24 protein-coding genes are annotated in these 21,916 nt (G+C 35.8%); 20 read left to right on the forward strand and 4 right to left on the reverse strand.

Annotation, left to right across the window (positions count from 1 at the left end; translation table 11 throughout):
- The first annotated feature begins 653 nt into the window (after positions 1–653).
- From ACY0M5_RS13835 to ACY0M5_RS13850, 4 genes are all read left to right on the forward strand, one after another.
- The gene (locus ACY0M5_RS13835; RefSeq protein ID WP_461629544.1) at positions 654–992 is read left to right on the forward strand and encodes a TraR/DksA family transcriptional regulator; all 339 of its coding nucleotides are present in this window, start codon (positions 654–656) and stop codon (positions 990–992) included.
- A gap of 85 nt (positions 993–1,077) precedes the next feature.
- Entirely contained in the window at positions 1,078–1,251 is a 174-nt protein-coding gene (locus ACY0M5_RS13840) for a PLDc N-terminal domain-containing protein (protein ID WP_225441454.1), read from the forward strand.
- A gap of 6 nt (positions 1,252–1,257) precedes the next feature.
- Positions 1,258–1,461 carry a PLDc N-terminal domain-containing protein gene (locus tag ACY0M5_RS13845; protein ID WP_124994241.1) on the forward strand — a complete coding sequence of 68 codons (204 nt, stop codon included), beginning with the start codon at positions 1,258–1,260 and terminating at the stop codon, positions 1,459–1,461.
- Positions 1,462–1,562: 101 nt separating this feature from the next.
- Positions 1,563–1,898 (forward strand): translation initiation factor, encoded by a 336-nt coding sequence (locus tag ACY0M5_RS13850; protein ID WP_124994242.1) that lies wholly within the window; start codon positions 1,563–1,565, stop codon positions 1,896–1,898.
- A gap of 95 nt (positions 1,899–1,993) precedes the next feature.
- Here the strand turns inward: ACY0M5_RS13850 and ACY0M5_RS13855 are convergent, their stop codons facing one another.
- Complete coding sequence (locus ACY0M5_RS13855; RefSeq protein WP_461629545.1) at positions 1,994–2,944, reverse strand: phosphoribosylaminoimidazolesuccinocarboxamide synthase; 951 nt, start codon at positions 2,942–2,944, stop codon at positions 1,994–1,996.
- A gap of 234 nt (positions 2,945–3,178) precedes the next feature.
- Entirely contained in the window at positions 3,179–4,156 is a 978-nt protein-coding gene (locus tag ACY0M5_RS13860; protein ID WP_461629546.1) for a PhoH family protein, read from the reverse strand.
- A 136-nt stretch (positions 4,157–4,292) separates the two neighbouring features.
- On the opposite strand from ACY0M5_RS13860, the gene ACY0M5_RS13865 reads away from it, so the two are divergent.
- From ACY0M5_RS13865 to ACY0M5_RS13940, 16 genes are all read left to right on the forward strand, one after another.
- The gene (locus tag ACY0M5_RS13865; RefSeq protein WP_461629547.1) at positions 4,293–5,081 is read left to right on the forward strand and encodes an SAM hydrolase/SAM-dependent halogenase family protein; all 789 of its coding nucleotides are present in this window, start codon (positions 4,293–4,295) and stop codon (positions 5,079–5,081) included.
- Positions 5,071–5,352 (forward strand): putative quinol monooxygenase, encoded by a 282-nt coding sequence (locus ACY0M5_RS13870; RefSeq protein WP_461629548.1) that lies wholly within the window; start codon positions 5,071–5,073, stop codon positions 5,350–5,352. Before ACY0M5_RS13865 ends, ACY0M5_RS13870 begins: the two co-directional genes overlap by 11 nt.
- 695 nt (positions 5,353–6,047) lie before the next feature.
- Positions 6,048–7,646 carry a vitamin K epoxide reductase family protein gene (locus ACY0M5_RS13875; RefSeq protein ID WP_461629549.1) on the forward strand — a complete coding sequence of 533 codons (1,599 nt, stop codon included), beginning with the start codon at positions 6,048–6,050 and terminating at the stop codon, positions 7,644–7,646.
- 73 nt (positions 7,647–7,719) lie between these two features.
- On the forward strand, positions 7,720–7,878 hold the full coding sequence (locus tag ACY0M5_RS13880) for a hypothetical protein (RefSeq protein ID WP_156197092.1): 159 nt from the start codon (positions 7,720–7,722) through the stop codon (positions 7,876–7,878).
- A gap of 193 nt (positions 7,879–8,071) precedes the next feature.
- Positions 8,072–8,224: a hypothetical protein gene (locus ACY0M5_RS13885; protein WP_156197093.1), complete on the forward strand. Its 153-nt coding sequence runs from the start codon at positions 8,072–8,074 to the stop codon at positions 8,222–8,224.
- A 176-nt stretch (positions 8,225–8,400) separates the two neighbouring features.
- Entirely contained in the window at positions 8,401–8,556 is a 156-nt protein-coding gene (locus ACY0M5_RS13890) for a hypothetical protein (RefSeq protein ID WP_461629550.1), read from the forward strand.
- 797 nt (positions 8,557–9,353) lie between these two features.
- The gene (locus ACY0M5_RS13895; RefSeq protein ID WP_461629551.1) at positions 9,354–10,499 is read left to right on the forward strand and encodes a DEAD/DEAH box helicase; all 1,146 of its coding nucleotides are present in this window, start codon (positions 9,354–9,356) and stop codon (positions 10,497–10,499) included.
- Between the two features lie 54 nt (positions 10,500–10,553).
- Positions 10,554–12,761, forward strand: coding sequence for a B12-binding domain-containing radical SAM protein (locus ACY0M5_RS13900; protein WP_461629552.1), 2,208 nt, complete (start codon positions 10,554–10,556; stop codon positions 12,759–12,761).
- A 30-nt stretch (positions 12,762–12,791) separates the two neighbouring features.
- The gene (locus ACY0M5_RS13905) at positions 12,792–13,040 is read left to right on the forward strand and encodes a VF530 family protein (RefSeq protein ID WP_101308658.1); all 249 of its coding nucleotides are present in this window, start codon (positions 12,792–12,794) and stop codon (positions 13,038–13,040) included.
- Between the two features lie 28 nt (positions 13,041–13,068).
- On the forward strand, positions 13,069–13,701 hold the full coding sequence (locus ACY0M5_RS13910) for a class I SAM-dependent methyltransferase (RefSeq protein ID WP_461629553.1): 633 nt from the start codon (positions 13,069–13,071) through the stop codon (positions 13,699–13,701).
- Between the two features lie 146 nt (positions 13,702–13,847).
- A complete protein-coding gene (locus ACY0M5_RS13915; protein WP_461629554.1) occupies positions 13,848–14,312 on the forward strand; it encodes a hypothetical protein in 465 nt (154 codons plus the stop codon).
- 196 nt (positions 14,313–14,508) lie between these two features.
- On the forward strand, positions 14,509–15,363 hold the full coding sequence (locus ACY0M5_RS13920; RefSeq protein WP_461629555.1) for a TolB family protein: 855 nt from the start codon (positions 14,509–14,511) through the stop codon (positions 15,361–15,363).
- A 466-nt stretch (positions 15,364–15,829) separates the two neighbouring features.
- Entirely contained in the window at positions 15,830–16,174 is a 345-nt protein-coding gene (locus ACY0M5_RS13925; RefSeq protein WP_191991646.1) for a hypothetical protein, read from the forward strand.
- On the forward strand, positions 16,171–17,265 hold the full coding sequence (locus ACY0M5_RS13930) for an ATP-binding protein (protein WP_461629556.1): 1,095 nt from the start codon (positions 16,171–16,173) through the stop codon (positions 17,263–17,265). Before ACY0M5_RS13925 ends, ACY0M5_RS13930 begins: the two co-directional genes overlap by 4 nt.
- Before the next feature lie 427 nt (positions 17,266–17,692).
- On the forward strand, positions 17,693–18,469 hold the full coding sequence (mazG, locus tag ACY0M5_RS13935) for a nucleoside triphosphate pyrophosphohydrolase (RefSeq protein WP_461629557.1): 777 nt from the start codon (positions 17,693–17,695) through the stop codon (positions 18,467–18,469).
- A gap of 328 nt (positions 18,470–18,797) precedes the next feature.
- Positions 18,798–19,226 carry a cupin domain-containing protein gene (locus tag ACY0M5_RS13940; RefSeq protein ID WP_461629558.1) on the forward strand — a complete coding sequence of 143 codons (429 nt, stop codon included), beginning with the start codon at positions 18,798–18,800 and terminating at the stop codon, positions 19,224–19,226.
- A 186-nt stretch (positions 19,227–19,412) separates the two neighbouring features.
- Here the strand turns inward: ACY0M5_RS13940 and ACY0M5_RS13945 are convergent, their stop codons facing one another.
- On the reverse strand, positions 19,413–20,561 hold the full coding sequence (locus ACY0M5_RS13945; RefSeq protein WP_461629559.1) for a twitch domain-containing radical SAM protein: 1,149 nt from the start codon (positions 20,559–20,561) through the stop codon (positions 19,413–19,415).
- A 425-nt stretch (positions 20,562–20,986) separates the two neighbouring features.
- Positions 20,987–21,898 carry a phosphate acyltransferase gene (locus tag ACY0M5_RS13950; protein WP_461629560.1) on the reverse strand — a complete coding sequence of 304 codons (912 nt, stop codon included), beginning with the start codon at positions 21,896–21,898 and terminating at the stop codon, positions 20,987–20,989.
- Positions 21,899–21,916: the final 18 nt, after the last annotated feature.

A 21,916-nucleotide genomic window follows, 5' to 3' on the forward strand; every position in this document is an offset into this window, starting at 1 on the left:
AAGCAAAAATCATATAAGAATACAACTTGTTTATTTTGGGTTTAAACACCTTTCCACCTGCATTATTGAGAGCCTCACAAAAAAGTGAGATCCTCAAATTAACATTCCGTCATGCTCTGACTATAGGCGAGCTGTAAATGTCAGGGTATGACTAGTATTTATCCGAGAAACCGGACAGCGTGGAAGACCTGTCGGCGTTTACTTATTGTAGTAACAGAGAATAAGTAAACGCTGTCGGGTGCAAGCACGCCAACAGGTTGTTTAAATTCAACAAATTCTAATTAACCATTCTTTTTTTAACCTCATCCCCCAGCCCCTTCTCCTAAAGGTGAAGGGGAGTCCAGCCATAGTCAAGCTTGGAATTCCCTCTCCTCGAGGAGAGGGTTAGGGTGAGGCGACATTAAAAAAAACACGAAGGATGGCACAAAAAGACACAATAATTTATTTCTTGTTTTTAATTACTGGTGAGAGATCACCTCATCCCCCAACCCCTTCTCCTAAAGGCGAAGGGGAGCTTATTTAATGACTAAATATTTAGCCGAAAAACCCGACAGTGTCGAAGACCTGTCGGCGTTTCCTCCTATAGTAACTGCAAATAAGTAAACCTAAGATTTTCTGTTATCTTTGATAGTGCCGAAATTAATTAACCAAATATGATCCAGAACAAAAAAATCAATATTGAAAATCAGATAAAAGAAAAAATAGAACAGCTGGAAAAGGATATCGTAATGCTAAAGGATTTAACCCAACCTGTTTCGCCGGATTGTGCCATTGGCAGAGTTAGTAGAATGGATGCAATAAACAACAAGAGTGTGAATGAGGCTGCTTTGCGTAAAAAGGAAATTCAACTATCTGCATTAAAAGAATCTCTCAAGAATATTGATTCGGATGATTTTGGGAAATGCATAAAATGTGGAATAACTATTCCCATCGGAAGAATCATGATTATGCCTGAAAGCAAGAAATGTGTAAATTGTGCTTCAAATTCATAATATTAATATCTTCATACAATATTATTCACTTGATTATAATTAACATATGGAACTAGTTACTCCTAATTTTGGCATTTCAATTTTCATGCTTATTATTTTAGTATTTGTTATTTTATTGCCCTTAATAGCTTTAATCGACATAGTAAAAAATGAATTCACCAATTCCAATAAATTAATTTGGGTCTTAGTAGTTCTGCTATTCCCATTTATCGGTACAATTCTATATTTTATAATTGGAACCAAACAAAAAATTAAATAAAATTACATGATACTATCAATCATTTTCGACATCTGGCTACTCACTAAATTAATTGGAATACTACTCCCAGTTGTTGCTGTAGTAGATATTTTTCTGAGAGATTTATTAGGAATTAACAAGCTATTCTGGGTTCTGCTTGTTGTTTTCATTCCATTTCTGGGTTCAATTATCTATTTCTACGATCGGTTTACTTACAAAGCTAAAATTTAAATATCTTTGTACTGATAGTAATAAATAACTGGTATCTTCTGGTGAAACACCCATTTTTGACTGGTTACTGTGTACTAATTACTAACATACAATTAAATAAAATGGCAAAAAGCAAAAAAAATATCGTTTACTCAACGAACCCCGATTACAACTACGAATACGATGATGAATCGGTAGAAGAAACCTTAGCTCCGAACAAACAAAAACTAAGAGTTTTGCTGGACAAAAAACAGAGAAAAGGTAAAGTTGTTACTTTAATTGAAGGTTTCGTGGGTACTTCTGATGACCTAAAAGAATTAGGCAAACTATTAAAGAGTAAATGTGGTGGCGGAGGTTCTGCTAAAGATGGAGAAATCTTAATTCAAGGCGATCACCGCGATAAAATTATGGATCTTTTAAAAGCAGAAGGTTATCAGGTTAAACGAGTTGGAGGATGATTCTAAAGATCACCAAACAAATGATCTAAAAACAAAACCGAAATCTGTAATGGATTTCGGTTTTGTTTTGTACTGTATTTTCAAATGTCTCAAGCCTATTTCAAAGTTTTCAGGCAATCTGAAATATTTTTTTCGATTCGGGCATTAACAGCTTTGGCATCTGCTTTAACAAATTTTTCTCCAATAATTTGCTCGTACAACTCGATGTAACGCTCGGAAATCTGATTTACTTTTTCTTCAGTCATTTCAGGAACCTTCTGTCCGTCTTTACCTTGAAAACCATTCTCCATTAACCATTCGCGAACAAACTCTTTCGACAATTGTTTCTGTTGCTCATTCTTAGCCAAACGCTCAGCATATCCTTCCGAATAAAAGTAACGGGATGAATCGGGAGTATGAATCTCATCAATCAGGTAGATTACACCATCTTTTTTACCGAACTCATATTTTGTATCAACCAAAATCAAGCCTTTTTCGGCAGCAATCTCAGTTCCTCTGGCAAATAAAGCCTGAGTGTATTTTTCAAGCATTTCGTAATCTTCTTTAGATACGATGCCTTGTTTTAAAATTTCTTCTTTGGAAATATCTTCATCATGACCTTCCATAGCCTTAGTTGTAGGCGTAATGATCGGTTTTTCGAATTTCTGATTTTCCTTCATTCCTTCAGGCATCGGCTCACCACAAAGTACACGTTTACCAGCTTTGTACTCTCTCCATGCGTGACCGGTTAAATATCCTCTAATTACCATCTCAACCATAAACGGTTCAGCCAAATGACCAATTGTTACCATTGGATCAGGAGTTGCGATTTTCCAGTTTGGAACGATATCGGATGTTGCATCTAAAAAGCGGGTAGCAATTTGATTCAATACCTGTCCCTTAAAAGGAATACCTTCAGGTAATACAACATCAAAAGCTGAAATACGATCAGAAACAACCATAGCAAGATACTCATCGTTAATATTATAAACGTCTCTTACCTTACCTACGTAAAGATTCTTTTGATTCGGGAAATTAAAATCTGTTTTAACAATTGCTTCTTTCATTGCTCCAAAAATTCTAATAATTTATAAAAATGGTTTAAACTATAAGCCATTAGCCGTAAACTGCCAGGCATCAGCTGATATTCGCCGCATTCTGCTACCAAAATAACAATAATGTAAAATTCAGCTTTTAATTTAGTGCGAAGATAGATAAAAGTAAAAAAGTAGAAAAGCAGTAACAGCTATTTATATGCATCTTCACCATACTTTTTACAAAACTGTTTACCGGTAACTCTTTTACTTATCTTTGCTTTCTCTCTTTTTTTCTTGCCTGTCTTCTTCAATTTCGTAGGCTGTCACAATTTCTTTCACCAGCCGGTGACGAATTATATCCGACTTATCGAATTCAACCATTGCAATTCCTTTTATATCCTTTAAAATCCGAAAGGCCTGAATCAATCCTGATTGTTGCTTTCTGGGCAAATCAATTTGCGTGATATCACCTGTAATCATAAACTTACCACTGGTTCCCATGCGGGTTAAAAACATTTTCAACTGCTTTGTTGTGGTGTTTTGTGCCTCATCTAATATTACAAATGCTTCGTTCAGGGTTCTTCCGCGCATGTAGGCCAAGGGGGCAATCTGAATGATTTCAGCTTCGAGATAATCGGCTAGTTTACGAGGCGGAATCATATCCATCAGGGCATCATAAAGCGGTTGCAAATAAGGATCAATTTTTTCTTTTAAATCTCCGGGAAGGAAACCAAGATTCTCTCCTGCCTCAACTGCTGGCCGACTCAAAATAATCTTTCTCACCTCAGAATTACGCAGGGCTTTAACAGCCAGGGCAATTGCCGTATAGGTTTTACCCGATCCGGCAGGACCAACTGCAAAAATCATATCGTTTTTTGCTGATTTTTCGACCAACTTTTTTTGGTTAGCTGTGCGGGCACGAATAATTTTCCCATTATTACCAAAGAGAATAACGCTTTTAGGATCATCAGGATTCTGTATATCCGGTGTGTTTTCCAATACAATCCGTTTTATATTGGCCAATGTAAGAACATTGTATTGATTGTAGTGCTGAATCAAAAGATTCACTTTCATTTCAAACAAATCAAGGATCTTTTCTTCGCCGCTGGCAAATATTTCATTCCCTCTTCCTACAATCTTCAATTTTGGAAACATCTCCTTTAAGACTACCAATTTTGAATTATTAATTCCATAAAATTCAAGAGGATCAATTACCCCTAAAGATATGCTCTTTTCAATCATATATTCCGTTCAATATTCATTACTTTTGAGCCTACAAATTAATTATTAATTCTGATTTGTTTAGCTGTACCAAAGAGAAATCTGAATATATTTTCGTTTAAATAAATCTTCTTTCTCTTTAAATTTAGATCCATTTATGGCAATAATAAGTTTAACTACCGATTGGCAGCACCGCGATTACTATCTGGGGGCACTTAAAGGGCGCCTCCTATCGATCTGTCCTGGAGCACAATTGGTAGATTTAAGTCACAATGTTGGCAACTACAATATATCTCAGACATCTTTTATTATAAAAAATGCCTTTGTCCATTTTCCAAAAGGAAGCATTCATATTATTGGTGTTAAATCAGAAGAGACACCGGAACATCTGCACGTTGTTGTAAAGTATCAGGATCATTATTTTATTGGTGCCGACAATGGCATTTTCAGTTTGATAATGAAAGGCGATCCTGAAGAAATTGTACGCATTGAAAATATTGAAAAGGAAGATCACTTTCATACTTTTCCGGAACTGAATGTATTCGCCAAGGCGGCTTCTCACATTATTAAATACAACAATCTCACAGAGCTGGGATCTACCCAAAAAGAATTGTACCGATTGGTTCCCATCCGCGCATTAATTCAGAAAGGAACAATTACCGGACAGATTATTTATATTGATTCGTATGGGAATGTAACCACAAATATTTCAAAAGAATTGTTTGAATCGGTGCGTCAGGAAAGAGAATTCGAAATTTTGGTGCAAAGCAATCATTACCGGATTTCCAAAATCAATCAGAACTATCACGAAACTTCCGAAGGTGATTTTCTGGCGCTCTTCAACTCATCAGGCTTACTGGAAATAGCGATAAACAAAGGCAATTTAGCCGAGTTGCTGCAACTGGATATTAACTCCGATATTAGAATCAAACTTCATGATTATTAGATTTGTAAAGCTGGAAATACTTCCACAAAACATTGATGATTTTAAAAATCTTACATCGGGTGAAAAAGATGAAATTATAGCCTTTCCAGGTTGTTCTCATCTTGAAATTTTACAGGATGTATCAAATCCATCGGTATTTTTCACGGTAAGTCACTGGTGTTCGGAGGACGATTTAAACCATTACCGAAACTCTGATTTTTTTCAGGGCAACTGGAAAAAGGTAAAACAATGGTTCGCTGCCAAACCTGAGGCATGGAGCTTATCTAAATAATTGGGACGTCTCCCTTTACTCTTACACATACATCGGGTCAGGCTTTCCACAACCACTCCCCGACTACCTAACTATCCTTAATTTGCTGCGGGTAACCTCTTCAATCCTTTACACACGTTTTCAATTCTTGAAATTAGCTGTCATCATCTCTTTGGGCCTTCAAAAAGCGAACCTTTCCTTATAGATTATCTTCAGCTTAGATGGGCTTAAATGCACCTTTAAACTTCAACTACAATCCAATCAAATTAAAAACTACATAATAGATTAAACAAATTAAAATGTTCACATAATACAAAAATTAAACATTCACCAACCCCATATAACAAAGATAATTTGCCAACAAATAAATTATTTTAAACCACCAATAATATATTTTAATAGGTCATTTACTTACATTAAAGAAACAATATGATTAAATTTAAATATCCCATAATTATTTATTTAAAAAATATTTCAATAAATTGGAAGATAAATTTCAAATTATACTAACAAACAAAAGTATTGCATTATGTTTTTTAATATTACTTCTCAATAAGCGTAAAAAAAATACAGTTTCTTTTACGCTTAATGTAGTGTAAATCTGCAACTCGAAAATGATAAAAACATGAAATAATTTAGGATGAATACACAACTCTCCAAAAGCAAAATTATATAATCTGTAACCCAATTAAATTGAACCATTATTCTTAATTCAAATGGACGAAAACTTATTTTTCCTATTAAAAGAACTACTCACAAAAAATAGCATAAAAGTTAATAATGAAGAATTAAAGCTTCAATTATTTGGTCACCCTTCGTATCCAAGTTTACATTCTTTGACCGGAGTTTTGGATCATTTTAACATCCCAAATCTTGCAATAGAAATTCCTAAAACAGAAGAAAACATTGCTCTTTTGCCCGATTACCTCATAGCTCATATCGAAAACAACGGAAGTGATAATTTTGCATTAATCAGCAAGAAAGCGGATGCTATTCAAATTACACGTGAGGGAAAAAAATCGGAGCTTGTATCCATTGACAGCTTTATTGATTTATGGACCGGAATTGTCTTAGTGATCGAAACAGATGAAAATATAAAAACAGATATCACTTCTATTTTCTCAAAAGTATTACTTGTATGTATTCCAGTCGTACTAATTATTTGCTTTTTATTCTTAAGTCAAAACCCATATGAATCATTTCATTTTGCTTTTTCCATGATTGGATTAATGATATGTATCTTTATTCTTCAACACGAAATAGGAACTTCTTCTCAGGTTTTAAATAAAATTTGTACTGGTATTAGTGATAAAGTAAGTTGCGATGATGTTATGCAATCGAAAGGATCCAATCTTTTTGGCTTTGTTAAATTAAGTGATCTTGGTATTATATATTTTCTAACCTCAGTATTATCTTCCTTGCTTTTTGTGATGAGTAAGAACAATTTCACTCCACTATTTGTAATAAGCCTTACAGCGCTGCCATTTACAATCTATTCCATCTACTATCAGTTCCAAATTGTAAAAAAATGGTGTCTCCTTTGCCTTGGTGTTATTTTGGTTTTATGGATACAATCGGCTTTGGCAACTGCAAATATCAATTCAATCTCTGAGATAATATCAGAACCAAATTCTTACTTACACTTTGCATTTGCGGCATACCTTACCACAGCTCTTTGGCTATTCATTGCTCCCAAAATAAGGCTAAAACCAGAATATTTTAAATTAAAAGTACAATTCAATAAATTCAAAAGAAACTTCGAAATATTCAACAATCTGCTTTCCAGATCGCAAGCAATAAACACCGCAATTATAAACAGCAATGAAATAGTATTTGGCACTAAAAATTCTGAATTGGAAATCGTTATAATCACAAACCCCTTATGTGGCTTTTGCAAAAATGCTCACAAATTAATTCACATAGTACTAGAGCAAGAAACAAAAGTAAAAATCATTGTTCGTTTCAATGTATCTCAAAATACCAAAGCCATTGATAATAAAATTGCAGCAAAGCTAGTTGAGATCTACCATTTAAACGGGGAAGAGATATGTTTAACAGCAATGAATGAAGCCTATTCCAGCAGAGATTCTGCCACTTGGCTAAATAAATGGGGAGAATCAGAAAACGAATACTATTCTCAAATTTTAATGGAAGAAAAGAAATGGTGTACAAACAACAATATTCCCTTTACACCTGAAATTCTTCTTAATGGCAAATCCTATCCAAAAGAGTATGATTTTGAAGAATTGCAATATTTTCTTGAAGATCTTAACGAGTTCGAAGTTTCGACGCAAACAGAACTCATAACAGACTAAAAATAATTATAAAACTGAAGTCTTGACGGTTTTAAAATGCTCAAGATACACACATTATTAAAATTTCAATATTATGAAAGATTTACAAAAATTAAACGGTGCTAAAATTCTAAGTAAAAAAGAACAGCAAACAGTTAAAGGTGGAAAAATGCAATGTTATGCAGATGGAACATGTCCTGCCGGATGGACTTGCATAAGCGGCACTTGCGAACGCTACCCCAAAGAATTATAGGGAAACAGTCCTCCTAAAATAGATTGGCAGAAAAACAATTTATTTCAGAACGACTCAAAAAGAGCAAATAAATATATTTGCTTTCCTCCTCTCGAAAATAAAATAGCCTTCAACCAAGAACTAAAGAAAAACAAACTGAAATCTTGACGGTTTAAAATGCTCAAGATACACACATTATTAAAATTTCAATATTATGAAAGATTTACAAAAATTGGCAGGTGCTAAAATTTTAAGTAAGAAAGAACAACAAACTGTTAAAGGCGGAAAATTAGGTTGCGATACAAATAACCCATGTCCAGATGGCTATAAATGTATTGGTGGTACATGTGAGCGTGAAGTGTTTTAATTCACTGTACGTATGATTGCCTCAACTTCGAAACACTTTGCCTAATTCAATAAAACCACATAAAAGCATCTCATTTTAATATTTACACCTCTACATATTATGAGGAAGTAATTATAACTGAAGTCTTGACGGTTTTAAAATGTTCAAGATACACACATTATTAAAATTTTAATATTATGAAAGATTTACAAAAATTAGCAGGTGCTAAAATTTTAAGTAAGAAAGAACAGCAAACTGTTAAAGGCGGTAAAATGCAATGTTATGCAGATGGAACATGTCCTGCCGGATGGACTTGCATAAGTGGCACTTGCGAACGCTATATTTTAGAATAAAATATTAAGGGAGGAGCCAACAAATATATTTGCTTTCCTCCTCCCTTCAATAAAATAGCCTTCAACCAAGAACTAAAGAAAAATAAACTGAAGTCTTGACGGTTTTAAAATGTTCAAGATTTACACACATTTCATGAAATTTGTGGCTTTGATAGGGACTGCGCAAGTGATGAATATTGTACTGATGGTGTTTGCGTCCCTCCTCGCTGGAAACCATAAATTAGATTAAAATATCTAGTGCTATTTTAGCTCTCTCTCTTGAGATTGTAATTGACAATCTCAAGAGAAAATTATCCGTGTTAAATAAACCAATCACCGAAACTCATTTTTTTTTCAGGGCAACTGGAAAAAGGTAAAAAAATGGTTTACCGCCAAGCCCGAGGCATGGAGCTTATACAATTAAATTAGTGGGACGTATCCCTCCTTATCCTTTCCCGCATTCCATCTCCCTATCGGGTCAGGCTTTTCGCATCCATTTGACACAACCACAATTCTTGCTGAAAAAGCTGTAGAATGGGCTTTACAAACAAGCTCCGCTGAAAAAATAAGGATAAGAGTTAACCACAGAGAGCACAGAGAAAAAAATAAATTCTTTGCGCTTTTTGTAAATTAACATTGTGTGCTTCGTGATATCCCTTTGTGTACTTTGTGGTTAATTTTCCCAACACGCCTCACTTCAAAGCAACTTCCTTCCTTTAATTGTACTGTTGCTTTCTCCATTTATAGCTAGTTGAGCTTTATTTCCCTTATCTTTGTCGACGGAAATAAATCCGTACCAATAATCAGAACAAAAATATATGTCGTTTGCATCTTTAGGACTATCTTCATCTTTGCTAAAAGCTCTGGCCGATCAAAACTACACCGAATCCTATCCAATTCAAACAGAGGCTATTCCTGCCATTCTTAAGAAAAAGGATGTGTTGGGTATTGCCAAAACAGGATCGGGAAAAACAGCCAGCTATGTCTTGCCCATATTAACCAACCTTCAGGGAGGAAGTATTTCTAAGAACAGATACATCAAGACATTGGTATTGGTGCCTACCCGCGAATTGTCCATGCAGGTTTTGGAAGTTTTTCAACAGTTTTCATCTGCCCTCGCCGATCCGATTAAATGCCTGGCCGTTCACGGTGGTGTTTCTATCAATCCGCAGATGAAGGCGATGAACAATGTAGACGTTTTGGTTGCTACTCCCGGTCGTTTATTGGAATTGGTAGATTCGAATGCAGTACACTTAACGGAAATTGAAGCCTTGGTACTGGACGAAGCTGATAAAATGCTGAATCTGGGTTTTAAAGATGAGATGAACCGCATATTTGCTTTATTGCCTAAAAAACGTCAAAATCTTTTGTTCTCGGCCACTTTAAGCGATGATGTAAACAACGTAAATCAGGTTCTTTTGAATGAACCAGTGATTATAAAAATAGAGGCTGAAGAAAATACGCTTGATTTAATCGATCAGATAGCCTACTCGGTTAGCGAAGAAAAAAAAGGACCGTTGCTTCGGTATATCATTAAGAAAAACAATTTAGAACAGGTTCTTGTTTTTGTATCATCGGCACACCGTGCTGATGCTGTTGCCTACAAACTAAGCAAAAATGGCATTCAGGCTACCAGCACTCACAGCAAGAAAAGTCAGGGAGCAAGAACTGAAAATCTGCGCAAGTTTAAAACCGGCAAGCTTCGGGTTTTGGTTGCCACCGATTTATTAACCCGAGGTATTGATATTGAATTCTTACCTTACGTGGTAAATTACGATTTGCCTCGATCTCCTAAAGATTACATTCACCGAATTGGTAGAACTGGTCGTGCAGAAGCGCCGGGAGAAGCTGTTTCTTTTGTTTCTGAAGAGGATGAACACCACTTTAAAGTGATTCAGAAAAAAATGAAAATAAGACTGAACCTCATCAAAAGTGAAGATCTTGATCTTAAGAATAATAAATAGAAGCTTGTTATAGAAAACAAGTATACCAACAACGAATTTATAAAACGCATTCACGTGAAAGACCTTTTTCTGGTAACTCCACCTTTTACTCAATTAAACACCCCTTATCCGGCAACAGCCTATTTGAAGGGATTTTTAAATGAGAAAAACCGATCTTCCTTTCAAATGGATTTGGGTATTGAAGTAATTCTGGAGATTTTTTCCAAAGAAGGTTTATCGGAAATTTTCGAAATCGCTTTTCAGAAAGAACAGATTATTTCGGAAAATGCATCAAGAATCTACGCCCTTCGAGAACATTATTTATTGGCAATAAACGATGTGGTTTCTTTTCTGCAAGGGAAAAATCAGACTCTGGCACGACAAATTTGCACTGAGAATTTTCTACCGCAAGCCTCGCGCTTCAATCAGGTGGAAGATCTGGAATGGGCTTTTGGTTTGATGGGAATGCAAGACAAAGCCAAGCATTTGGCGACTCTTTTTCTGGAAGATTTATCGGATTTTATTACCGAATGCATCGATGAGAATTTTGGTTTTAGCCGATATGCCGAACGATTGGGCCGAAGTGCATCCACCTTCGACCAATTGCAGGAGCATTTGCAGGAAGAGTTAAGTTATATTGATGAACTAAGTATTAAAATACTTGCCAGGCAAATAAACATTCAAAACCCTAAACTGGTTTGTTTTTCAGTACCTTTCCCCGGAAATTTATACAGTGCCTTTCGTTGTGCTCAGTTCATTAAAAAAGAGTATCCGGCCATTAAAATTGTAATGGGCGGCGGATTTCCAAATACCGAATTAAGAAGTCTGACCGACCCTAGAGTCTTCGATTTCGTTGACTACATTACTTTGGATGACGGCGAGCTGCCTTTGGAACTTCTGGCGAATCATGTACTGAATCCGGTTAACGAAACACCTGCATTAAAACGAACTTTTGAGCGGGTAAACGGGGAAGTGAAATACAACAATTTGTCAACCATTCAGGATTACAAACAGCATGAATTGGGTACACCCGACTACTCCGATCTTTTGCTCGACAAATACATTTCAGTAATCGAAATTGCCAACCCCATGCACAGTTTGTGGAGCGATGGACGATGGAATAAATTAACCATGGCACACGGTTGCTATTGGGGCAAATGTACCTTTTGCGATGGCTCACTGAATTACATCAAATATTTTGAACCCATTGCAGCCAAAGTGCTTGTAGACAGAATTGAGAAAATTGTGGCACAAACCGGAGAAAAAGGCTTTCATTTTGTTGATGAAGCAGCACCTCCTGCATTAATGAAAGCTCTCGCCATCGAGATCATTAAGCGCAATTTAAACATTACCTGGTGGACCAATGTCCGATTCGAAAAAAGCTTTACAAAAGATCTTTGTTTGCTGCTGAAAGCCTCCGGCTGCATTGCCGTTTCGGGCGGACTGGAAGTTGCCTCCGATCGATTGTTAAAATTGATCAATAAAGGAGTCACTCTAAAACAGGTAGCTCAGATGACCAATAATTTTACCGAAACGGGAATTATGGTTCATGCCTATTTGATGTATGGATTTCCGTCGCAAACTGTGCAGGAAACCATCGACAGTCTGGAAGTAGTTCGGCAAATATTCGAATTGGGGATTGTGCAATCGGCCTTTTGGCATCAGTTTGCACTTACAGCCCACAGTCCGGTTGGTCTGAATCCATCAGCTTACGGCATTACACCGAAGTACAATAAAATTTCATTCGCCAATAACGATATTCAATTTACCGACAAAACGGGAATCGATCACGATCTGTTTAGCTACGGATTAAAAAAATCGCTCTACAATTACATGCACGGACTGGGCTTTGAAATTCCTTTGCAGAATTGGTTCGACGATGTACCATCTGGTTTTAGAATTCCGAAAACCAGTATCAGACAGGATTTTATTCAAACCTGTCTGGAAGCTGTCGAATACAGTACTCCAAAAGATTCAGCAAAACCAATATGGCTGGGAGGCACACCGGAAATCATGACCATCACAAAATCAAAAAAAGGCAGAAGCTGGGAACTTTACAAAATGTGCTTTCATGAAAAGACAGAAAGTTTCGAAATATCGCTCGAAAAAGAAAAAGGAGATTGGTTGCTTGATGTACTGAAAAAAATATCCGTAAAGGAAGAAAACACACTTACTTTGGCGGCTTTAAAAGTAGATTTTGAGAATCATTTTGAAGATTTTGAATTATTTTGGTATTCGAAACCAATGAATCAATTACGGGAACATTCTTTTCTGATTTTATAAAAAACACAGAGTAAATAGCAAAAAGTTAATATGGAATCAAACGAAAATAATACAACCAACAGAGAGCAGGTAAATAATCCCTTGCACGGCGTTAAACTGTCTGATATATTGGAATTTTTGGTGGCTTATTATGGCTGGGAAGAATTGGGAAGCATGATTAAAATAAACTGCTTTACCAGCGATCCTTCCATTAAATCGAGCCTGAAGTTTCTGAGAAAAACACCATGGGCACGCGAAAAGGTGGAAGGTCTTTATCTGAAGTGTGTGCGAAAACACTAAACACAGAACTAATCCTAAGTTCATTAACATGCAGTATCAATGTCCTCTTTGTAACAGCAATGCGAAACTTTTTTATAAAACAGAGAATCGCATTCATTATCAATGCAACACTTGCTTTGGGATATTTGCCGATGCAAACTCAAGACCTGGTCAAGATGTTGAAAAAAAGCACTATCAGCAACACAATAACGACATTGATGACAAGGGATATCAGAAGTTCGTCTCCCCCATTACCAATTCCGTTCGCCGGGATTTTACTGCAAATCATAAAGGTCTGGATTTTGGTGCAGGCACAGGTCCTGTAATTTCCAAAGTACTGACGGATGATGGTTTTTCCATTGCACCCTACGATCCTTACTTTCACAACTACCCCGAATTACTGGAAGAACAATACGATTACATCGCGTCCTGCGAGGTGATTGAACATTTCTATAATCCGCACAAGGAATTTAGCTTTCTGAAAAAAATGCTGAAACCCAAAGGAAAGTTGTACTGCATGACCCATCTTTACAACGAAAACACCGATTTTGCGAATTGGTACTACAAAAACGATCCCACTCATGTGTTTATCTATCAGAAACAAACATTTGAATGGATTCGAAAAGAATTTGGATTTTCTGATGTTTGTATTAAAGATCGGTTAATTACATTTTCTGTCTAAATTACATCCGCTAATAAATATTACTTGTCCTATAACCGAGCACAATACCAAATTCACATGATCAAAAAAATATGAAGAATTTGCATTTTCTTATGTCTATATAAAAATAGATTAATTACCTTTTCGGAACAATTAACCCTTAGGCTATGATTTTAAAATACACAACAGGAAAACTGCCTCCCAATTTCTTTATGCTGGGTGTTATTTTATTGCTGATAGGCATACTGGCTATAATTATGTCTGAATTTGCAGGTATTGCGGCTATTCTTTTATCTATTCCATTGCTATTTATCCGCACAGGCATTTTAATTGATAATAAAGAGAAACGGATCAAAAAATACATGGGTCTGTTTGCATACAAAACAGGGAAATGGGAAAGTATCGCCCAAATTCACCACCTTCAAATTATCCGGGTACGCCAAACCACAGGAATGGCTGTTCTCTCCATCACCCGAAACGAAACCAATATTGTTTACAAACTGTTGGCCGTTTTGCCCAACGAAAATATTGAACTTTTATCAGGAGAAGGACGCTTTATTGGTGAAGCGGCAAGCGATATTTCAAGCCAATTGAATACAGAAGTTTTAGAACCTGCAAGCGGAATTATGTAAAAGTAATCTTAGGTTAAATTTCAGAATAACATTGCTTACCAGTAACCTTACGTGAAAGACACAAATTAAAATTATCCTTATCTCCACATTTCGGAAACGACCGCTGATAATGCATCGGGACTAGTGGAATTTCTTACTTTTCGCAGCCAGACCTTTCGTTCACAAAATAGATTGAATACAACAAATTAAAGAAATCATGAAGAACAAAGTCACTTTTATCCTTTTTGTCATTATAAATACTCTTGCTGCTTACGCCCAAAATAATGAGGTAAATTTGAAAATATTTGATAATCCTCCAGATACTATTCCAAAAATTTTTGCCAAAGAACTAATTTCCATTGCAGACAGATATGAATATGGTCTGGCTATTTCGCCGGATTACAATGAAATATTTTTTACTGCAACAAAACCAGGGGATGGATTAATGCTTACCCGAAAACTTGATGATGACAGCTGGTCAACTCCAAAAACAGCCAACCTAAGAGGCAATAACAGTAATGAACAAGAAGCATTCTACACCCCTGACGGGCAAAAATTATATTTTGCTTCAAATGTTAATGATACAATGCGGCTTTGGGTTTCCTTAAAAGAAAATTCCGAGTGGTCTCTACCAATATTATTAGATTCACCTGTTAATAACACACGGGTATTTTGGGCTACGTTTACAAATAATAATACAATGTATTACTCAAATCTATCCAATTTTAAAATTTACAAATCTAAGCTTGAAAACAATCAATATAAGGTAACAGAAAATGCCGGCATTCCATTTGGTATGCATCCATCAGTTTCTAAAGATGAAAGTTTTATTCTTTTTAATTTTCGGGGAGATATCTATGTTGCATTTAAGAATAACGAAAACGTATGGGGAAAACCACGAAAATTAGAAGGATTAATTAATACAACTGAATTTAGTGAAACTTGCCCATCATTGTCTCCAGATGAAAAATTCGTATTTTTTAGCAGATATAATGACTTAAATAAAAAAAGTGATATTTATTGGATTAGCTCAATCATCATTGAAAAAACAAGAAAGAAATTTATTAAATAGTTAACGCAAGCCTACCCACGTTAATCTGAACGTTCCTAAAACTAAAAATGACAACTCCCTCTTTGCAACATTCCAAATTAAGTTATTTGTCTGTTTTTGCGAATTTAAATGAATAGAAATTAAGCTTTCAGACCCCCTCAGTTTATCGGATTACGAAAAACCCTTAGTGCAATTTTTGAAGAAAACATGGCTGTAATCAAATAACCAACACCAAGTGCAATAACATAGCGGCAGAACCTTTACTCAGCACTTTTAACTTAAAAGAGATTCGCACTTTTTAAAGAAGATAAAAATTGGGCGATGGGTTGCATTAGCCCAACTTTAGCCGTAATTTTACAAAAAATTAAAAGAATCACATTTTTCACCTTATTTGCCTATCAGACTAGAAAACAATTTGGTTCAATTTTAAATATTATTATTTATCTTAGTACATGTAACTAATAACGGACAAAAAAACTAATAAATAATGGAATCACCGATAAAATATTCAGTACGATTAAGTTTCGAAGAAATTAAACTTCCACCCTTTGAGGATATTTTGGTTCTTGGAATAAATTCACCTCATGGTAAAAATGGAATCTCAAAGTCATTTGAACTTTTAATTCCAAATGGATTTGAGATTGTTGAAACAGACCATGAAAACATCGATTGCGTTTTTGTTAACAATAGAATTTTAACAAAAATGTCTAAAGATAAGATTCTTGCAATATTGATTAAAAACGTTTTTCCATTTGTGTCTCCTTCTGAAATAATTAAAGTTGATTTTAAAGTAACAATTACTTATACTACTATCGAAGATGAACTTATATGAAAGTTGAACATTTAATAAGAAAAAAATTTATTACCACTAATCCCTATTCTGGAATCAATGAAATTAAAAATCTATTGCTTAAAAACAATGCAATAGTTGTTCTGGATGAGGAGAGATTTTATGGTGTTTTAACACCTATAGACATCATACAAAGACCTAGAACACTGGCAATTGATTGCCTTACCGTTAAAACACTTGTTGATTCCGAACAATCTATTGAGAAAGTTCTATCGAGTATGAAGTTTGACAACTCGGATGTATTACCTGTTAGTAAAAATGACACATTTATAGGCTTAGTATTTAAAAATGATCTTTTTAATTATCTCACTGACTATAATGAAGAATTAGAAAACAAAATAAAAGAACGAACAATTGAATTGGAGAAAGCAATAGGAATGAAAGATTTGATGTATTCCATTATTGCTCATGATTTACGTAATCCATTTAACAGCATTATTGGTTTTGCAGATCTTTTAATCGAGAATATCAGCACTTATAATATTGATAAAATTAAACATCAAATTAAACAAATATCTTCTCAATCAAAAAAGGCTTACATACTACTTGATAACCTACTAAACTGGGCACTTTCACAAACAAATCATATTTCGTGCAATCCTGGTTTTTGTAATTTAGATCTAATAACTAAGGAAGTTATCGAACAATTAAAAATTTCTATCCAAATCAAAGATATTACTCTAAGGTGTTTCCATTCTCAAAATATTTTTGCTTACGCAGATAAAAACATGGTCGAAACAATCTTTAGAAATCTTATCTCGAATGCAATTAAATACTCAAATGAAGGAGGTGAAATTAATATTTATTCCTATTTGCAAGACAATAATTATATTGAAATAACAATTTCAGATACAGGTATCGGATTAAGCGAATCTGAAAAAAGCAATATTTTCAACATTGAACAAGTTATTTCCAAACCAGGAACAGCAGATGAAAAAGGTGTTGGTTTGGGTTTATTAATCTGCAAGGAGTTTGTAGAAATGCAGGGGGGGCAGATTTGGTTGGAAAACAAAACAGATGAAGGTTGTGAGTTTAAATTTACATTACCTGTTTATGGTGACTTACTAGTTTAAAATTCAGGATCCAATTACATAAATCATTGATAATTAAACAGACTTATCCACAGGTAATCACTGATGGAAAGAATCTCTCATACCAATGAACGTAGGGAGAAAATTAAGACAAGAACAAACCTACTTCACCTTAACAAACATTAAACTTCCAAAAATTTTAAGATTGTTGAATTGATAAGTTTTCAGTTGTCTCAAAATTACAACATCTGTGAGTAATTTGCCTTGACCTAACAAAAACTAATTCCATTTTATTTAAAGTTGCTTTTGAATTTAAATTGGTACAACTCGTGATTATTAAGTCACCAACTACCAAATGATTCGTTTAGCTGATTTTTACTCTCCCCAACATTTATTTACAATCCAAATAAATCCCAAAACTCCCAAATACTTTTGTAGATTTGATCTTCGAATATAAAATGCAGAACAAATGGATCGAAAACTAAAAGCCTTTGAGCGCTTACTAAATATTATGGATCAGCTTCGCGAAGGCTGTCCGTGGGATAAAAAGCAGACCTTTGAGAGTTTGCGCACGCTGACCATTGAAGAAACCTACGAGCTGGCCGATGCCATTTTAAAGGGTGAAAATCAGGAAATAAAGAAAGAATTGGGCGATATTCTGCTCCACATTGTGTTCTATACCAAAATAGGTTCTGAAACCAACGATTTCGACATTGCTGATGTTTGTGATGGCATCAGCGAAAAACTCATCTATCGTCATCCTCACATTTTTAGCGATACCAAAGTTGCCAATGCCAGAGAGGTAGAAGAAAACTGGGAACAACTGAAACTAAAGGAAAAAGACGGTAACAAATCGGTTTTGGAAGGTGTTCCGCAAAGTCTGCCAGCTTTGGTAAAAGCCAACCAAATTCAGGATAAGGTGCGAGGTGTAGGCTTCGACTGGGACGAAAAAGAGCAGGTTTGGGAGAAGGTGAAAGAAGAAATGATGGAATTGCAGGAAGAAATTATCAATGGCGATCAGAACAAAATGGAAGCCGAATTTGGCGATATGTTCTTCTCCTTGATTAATGCGGCACGTTTGTATGGTGTAAATCCTGAAAATGCACTGGAACGCACCAACCAGAAATTCACCCGACGATTCAATTATCTGGAAAGTAAAACCATGAAATTAGGACGAAACCTAAAAGACATGAATCTGGAAGAAATGGATGAAATTTGGGAAGAGGCCAAGCAGTTTGACAAGTAGAACTAAAGCTACAAGGGACAAGTTTCAAGGAAAAAGCAAAAAAACCTTACAGCCTCTAACAATTAAAATTAAAAAGTGCCTTAAGTTGTCATTGATTTCGACTTAAGGCACTTTCTGTTTGAACTACTTTTAACTGATTTTGCTATCTTGTGTGTTCCATAAAAATCAGAAAAATGAACATTCTTCAAATCATACCCGGTTCGGGAGGCAGTTTGAGAAGTCAACTCACTGAAATTGAACAACAAATTTAGCAAAGTCGTCAGACCTCCCTTGTGGATCATGAATCGAAGCCTTTACAAACAATTTTGAATCAATAAACTATTTTAAAATGAAAAAATTACTGATCCTGTTTTCTTTCTCAAGTCTACTGCTGTTTGCTTGCAATACCAGTGAAACAAGCAAGACCGAAGTTATTACTTTAAGCAAAACATCTGAGAGCTGGAATGGCACTCCCCTTCCAAAATATCCTAATGGCAATGCAGAAGTAACTATTTTGAAAATAACTATCCCTCCCAAAACAAAACTGGAGCTGCATAAACATCCTGAAATTAATGCAGGCGTTTTATTAAAAGGGGAATTAACTGTAATTAGTGAAACCAAGGACACGCTTCACCTTAAAGCTGGTGAATCCATTGTTGAATTAGTAAACCAATGGCATTACGGGAAAAACGAGGGCACTGTACCAGCCGAGATCATTGTTTTTTACGCGGGAATTAAAGGCACACCAATCACTATTGGTAAGCATGAGGAAGAATAAATTATGGATGTATAAAAATCGTGTGCATAGTAAAAATTAAATTGAAACATCAGATTTCACATGAAAACACCCCTTCCCCTTACAATGGGAAGATACTACTATTGACAAAATGACTAAGCGAACCGATTCTCCCTTTTTAAGGGGAGATGCCGAAGACAGAGGGGTGAATTACCTCCAGTGAAGTAATTAAAATGTCAAAACCTTATCTACACTTTCATTTCTCATCTCATCAAAAATTTTAGTTTCTTTTTGGAAGTTTTTCCATTGTTTCGAGAAATCATCGCTTAGCATATAGGCTTCGCATTCTTTAAATTGATTGGTAACCGATTGGGGAATCTGCTTTTTGGCTGCCCATTGGTAAAATTGATGAAAGGCTGCAACCACCTTTTGTTTGCTGCTTTCGGGCAGTGCTTTAGTGTTGTAATGCAAGGGGCGGTCGAGCATGTTAATGTAGAGGTCATCGGCTTCAATAATCTGCTCGAGCAGGCAAATTTGGTACAAAGCAGGCAAATTCAAAATGGAAAAAACCGAAATGGTCGGGGCAATTAAGAAGCGAATGTTTTTGTAAGTACGAATTTGCTCTCTGTTCGCCAAAAACCGCTCCCAATTGAATCCTTTTCGGATGTATTCCCCCAATTTGCCATGTGCATCAATGCTGGCCAATATTTCTACTTTCGAAAATTGTTTCCAGTAATCCAATACACTGTACTCTCCCATTTGTAAAACGGAAAAGTTGGTGTTGTAGCGCAAATGGATTTGTGTGGCTTTATTTTTCACTAGCCAATCGAGCAAAAGGTAATGTTCTTTGGTAACCAAAGGCTCGCCACCTGCAAAGTAAATTTCTTTGGCCTGCAGCAAAGCTTCACCTGTTTCTGCAATAAACGCATCAAAGTCCTGAATATTCTGCAGTAAAGCTTTCTCACCTAAATTACGTTTCATTTGTTTGGCTTCGGGAAACCATCCTGAGCTGGCGCCATGCCAGCAGGTGCGGCAGGCAAAATTACAGGCATTCGAAAAACGGATGTCAAAAGTAAATGGCAAATTTATTTCCTTCTCATGAAAATCGGCACCAAACTTTTCGTGCGTTTCCTGACGGATGCTCTTCCCTCCAGCTTCCTCTAAACGGTAACAAACAGCACAGCGGGAATCTTTTTCTCCTTTTTCAAATCTGGCTCTCAATTCGTTTATGGCATCGCCATTCCATATTTCTGAAAAAGACTGGGTATTGCAATCTCCGTAAGGAATATTGGCAACACAACAGGCTTTTACACGCCCGGCATTTCCTACATGATAATGTATCCAGGGCATCAGACAGTATGGTTTTTCTTTTGTCATTTAACAAAGATAGGAATTGAATTATGAATTAATAATTATCAAATAACACAAGCAATACAACCCTTTTTCTCTGCGCCTCTGCGGTATAATTATTTTTTCCGTTGTGCCACTTGGTGAATGCCTTCGGTTTTCTTTGTGGTTAAACTTCTTACGCTTCACCGATTATTTTACACCACAGAGACACGGAGTCCAACACAGTCTTAGGATAGGATCTCTTTTGTGAATTTGATGTTGCAAATTAATAATTATTAAATAACACAAGCAATACAACCCTTTTTCTCTGTACCTCTGTGGTATAATTATTTTAGCCTTTGTGCCACTTTGTGAATGCCTTCGGTTTTCTTTGTGGTTAAAATTCTTTACGCAAAAAAAGAGACACGATACATCGCGCCTCTTCAATTATTTATTGATCATTACCAATTGTATTAATCCGCCATTAAAACAGACAGTGCAATACAATAGAATTTTGATTTTTCGCTCTCACTTCGCGACATCACCACAACCGGTTTTGTTGTTCCCTGAATTAAACCAGCCAACTCACCACCGGCAAACAGCATTAATCCTTTGTAAAAAGAGTTGCAGGCTTCCAATGATGGAAACACCAGACAATCAGCCTCGCCCTTAATTGGTGTTGGAATTCCTTTGATCTCTACAGAAGCAGGATCGCAAGCCAAAAACACATCCAATGGTCCATCAACTATGCAATCTTTTATCTGACCCCGATCAGCCATTTTGCAAATAATGGTATCATCAATACTTGACGGAAATGCTGTATTTGGTTTCTCTGTTGCCGATATCAAGGCCACTTTTGGTTTTTCAATCCCAAACTTCCGGGCCATTTTTACCGAATAGTTCACCATAGCAATTTTCTGGTTCAGATCAGGAAAAGGCAATACTGCTGTATCCGAAACAAACAAAAGTTTGTCGTACTTAGGTAATTCCAATGCACAAACGTAGCTCATTACTGCTTTTGGCGGCAACAAACCATGCTCTTTGTTTAAGACTGCCTTCAAAAATTTATCAGTACCTACCAAACCTTTCATCACAACATCTACCTCATCGGCACGTGCCATGCGAACGGCCTCAGCAGTTGCGGCAACATCGTTGGGAATATGAACAATCGTGAATACATCAGGATTAATTCCTTCCTTTTTAGCTTTATTTCTTATTTCAGCTTCATCGCCAATCATAACAGCCTCTACAAACCCTTCTGCTATGGCCTTGGCAATTGCGCCAATGGTATTTGGATCCTGTGCATATGCAACAGCAATTTTCTTTTTCTTTCCGCTTTCGCGGAGGTATTCGACCATTTGATCGAGAGAACGTATTGGGGACATATTTTTAAGATTTGAGAT

Source organism: Labilibaculum euxinicum, assembly GCF_963678175.1.
Taxonomy (GTDB): domain Bacteria; phylum Bacteroidota; class Bacteroidia; order Bacteroidales; family Marinifilaceae; genus Labilibaculum; species Labilibaculum euxinus.

Excerpts from the sequence above, each read along its gene's own strand:
- ACY0M5_RS13910 (WP_461629553.1), top strand. The coding sequence starts at position 13,069 with ATGCAGTATCAATGTCCTCTTTGTAACAGCAATGCGAAACTTTTTTAT.
- ACY0M5_RS13845 (WP_124994241.1), top strand. The coding sequence starts at position 1,258 with ATGATACTATCAATCATTTTCGACATCTGGCTACTCACTAAATTAATT.
- ACY0M5_RS13950 (WP_461629560.1), bottom strand. The coding sequence starts at position 21,898 with ATGTCCCCAATACGTTCTCTCGATCAAATGGTCGAATACCTCCGCGAA.
- ACY0M5_RS13855 (WP_461629545.1), bottom strand. The coding sequence starts at position 2,944 with ATGAAAGAAGCAATTGTTAAAACAGATTTTAATTTCCCGAATCAAAAG.
- ACY0M5_RS13890 (WP_461629550.1), top strand. The coding sequence starts at position 8,401 with ATGAAAGATTTACAAAAATTAGCAGGTGCTAAAATTTTAAGTAAGAAA.
- ACY0M5_RS13880 (WP_156197092.1), top strand. The coding sequence starts at position 7,720 with ATGAAAGATTTACAAAAATTAAACGGTGCTAAAATTCTAAGTAAAAAA.
- ACY0M5_RS13915 (WP_461629554.1), top strand. The coding sequence starts at position 13,848 with ATGATTTTAAAATACACAACAGGAAAACTGCCTCCCAATTTCTTTATG.
- ACY0M5_RS13835 (WP_461629544.1), top strand. The coding sequence starts at position 654 with ATGATCCAGAACAAAAAAATCAATATTGAAAATCAGATAAAAGAAAAA.
- ACY0M5_RS13905 (WP_101308658.1), top strand. The coding sequence starts at position 12,792 with ATGGAATCAAACGAAAATAATACAACCAACAGAGAGCAGGTAAATAAT.
- mazG (WP_461629557.1), top strand. The coding sequence starts at position 17,693 with ATGGATCGAAAACTAAAAGCCTTTGAGCGCTTACTAAATATTATGGAT.
- ACY0M5_RS13875 (WP_461629549.1), top strand. The coding sequence starts at position 6,048 with ATGGACGAAAACTTATTTTTCCTATTAAAAGAACTACTCACAAAAAAT.
- ACY0M5_RS13920 (WP_461629555.1), top strand. The coding sequence starts at position 14,509 with ATGAAGAACAAAGTCACTTTTATCCTTTTTGTCATTATAAATACTCTT.
- ACY0M5_RS13930 (WP_461629556.1), top strand. The coding sequence starts at position 16,171 with ATGAAAGTTGAACATTTAATAAGAAAAAAATTTATTACCACTAATCCC.
- ACY0M5_RS13850 (WP_124994242.1), top strand. The coding sequence starts at position 1,563 with ATGGCAAAAAGCAAAAAAAATATCGTTTACTCAACGAACCCCGATTAC.
- ACY0M5_RS13945 (WP_461629559.1), bottom strand. The coding sequence starts at position 20,561 with ATGACAAAAGAAAAACCATACTGTCTGATGCCCTGGATACATTATCAT.
- ACY0M5_RS13895 (WP_461629551.1), top strand. The coding sequence starts at position 9,354 with ATGTCGTTTGCATCTTTAGGACTATCTTCATCTTTGCTAAAAGCTCTG.
- ACY0M5_RS13940 (WP_461629558.1), top strand. The coding sequence starts at position 18,798 with ATGAAAAAATTACTGATCCTGTTTTCTTTCTCAAGTCTACTGCTGTTT.
- ACY0M5_RS13840 (WP_225441454.1), top strand. The coding sequence starts at position 1,078 with ATGCTTATTATTTTAGTATTTGTTATTTTATTGCCCTTAATAGCTTTA.
- ACY0M5_RS13860 (WP_461629546.1), bottom strand. The coding sequence starts at position 4,156 with ATGATTGAAAAGAGCATATCTTTAGGGGTAATTGATCCTCTTGAATTT.
- ACY0M5_RS13925 (WP_191991646.1), top strand. The coding sequence starts at position 15,830 with ATGGAATCACCGATAAAATATTCAGTACGATTAAGTTTCGAAGAAATT.
- ACY0M5_RS13870 (WP_461629548.1), top strand. The coding sequence starts at position 5,071 with ATGATTATTAGATTTGTAAAGCTGGAAATACTTCCACAAAACATTGAT.
- ACY0M5_RS13865 (WP_461629547.1), top strand. The coding sequence starts at position 4,293 with ATGGCAATAATAAGTTTAACTACCGATTGGCAGCACCGCGATTACTAT.
- ACY0M5_RS13885 (WP_156197093.1), top strand. The coding sequence starts at position 8,072 with ATGAAAGATTTACAAAAATTGGCAGGTGCTAAAATTTTAAGTAAGAAA.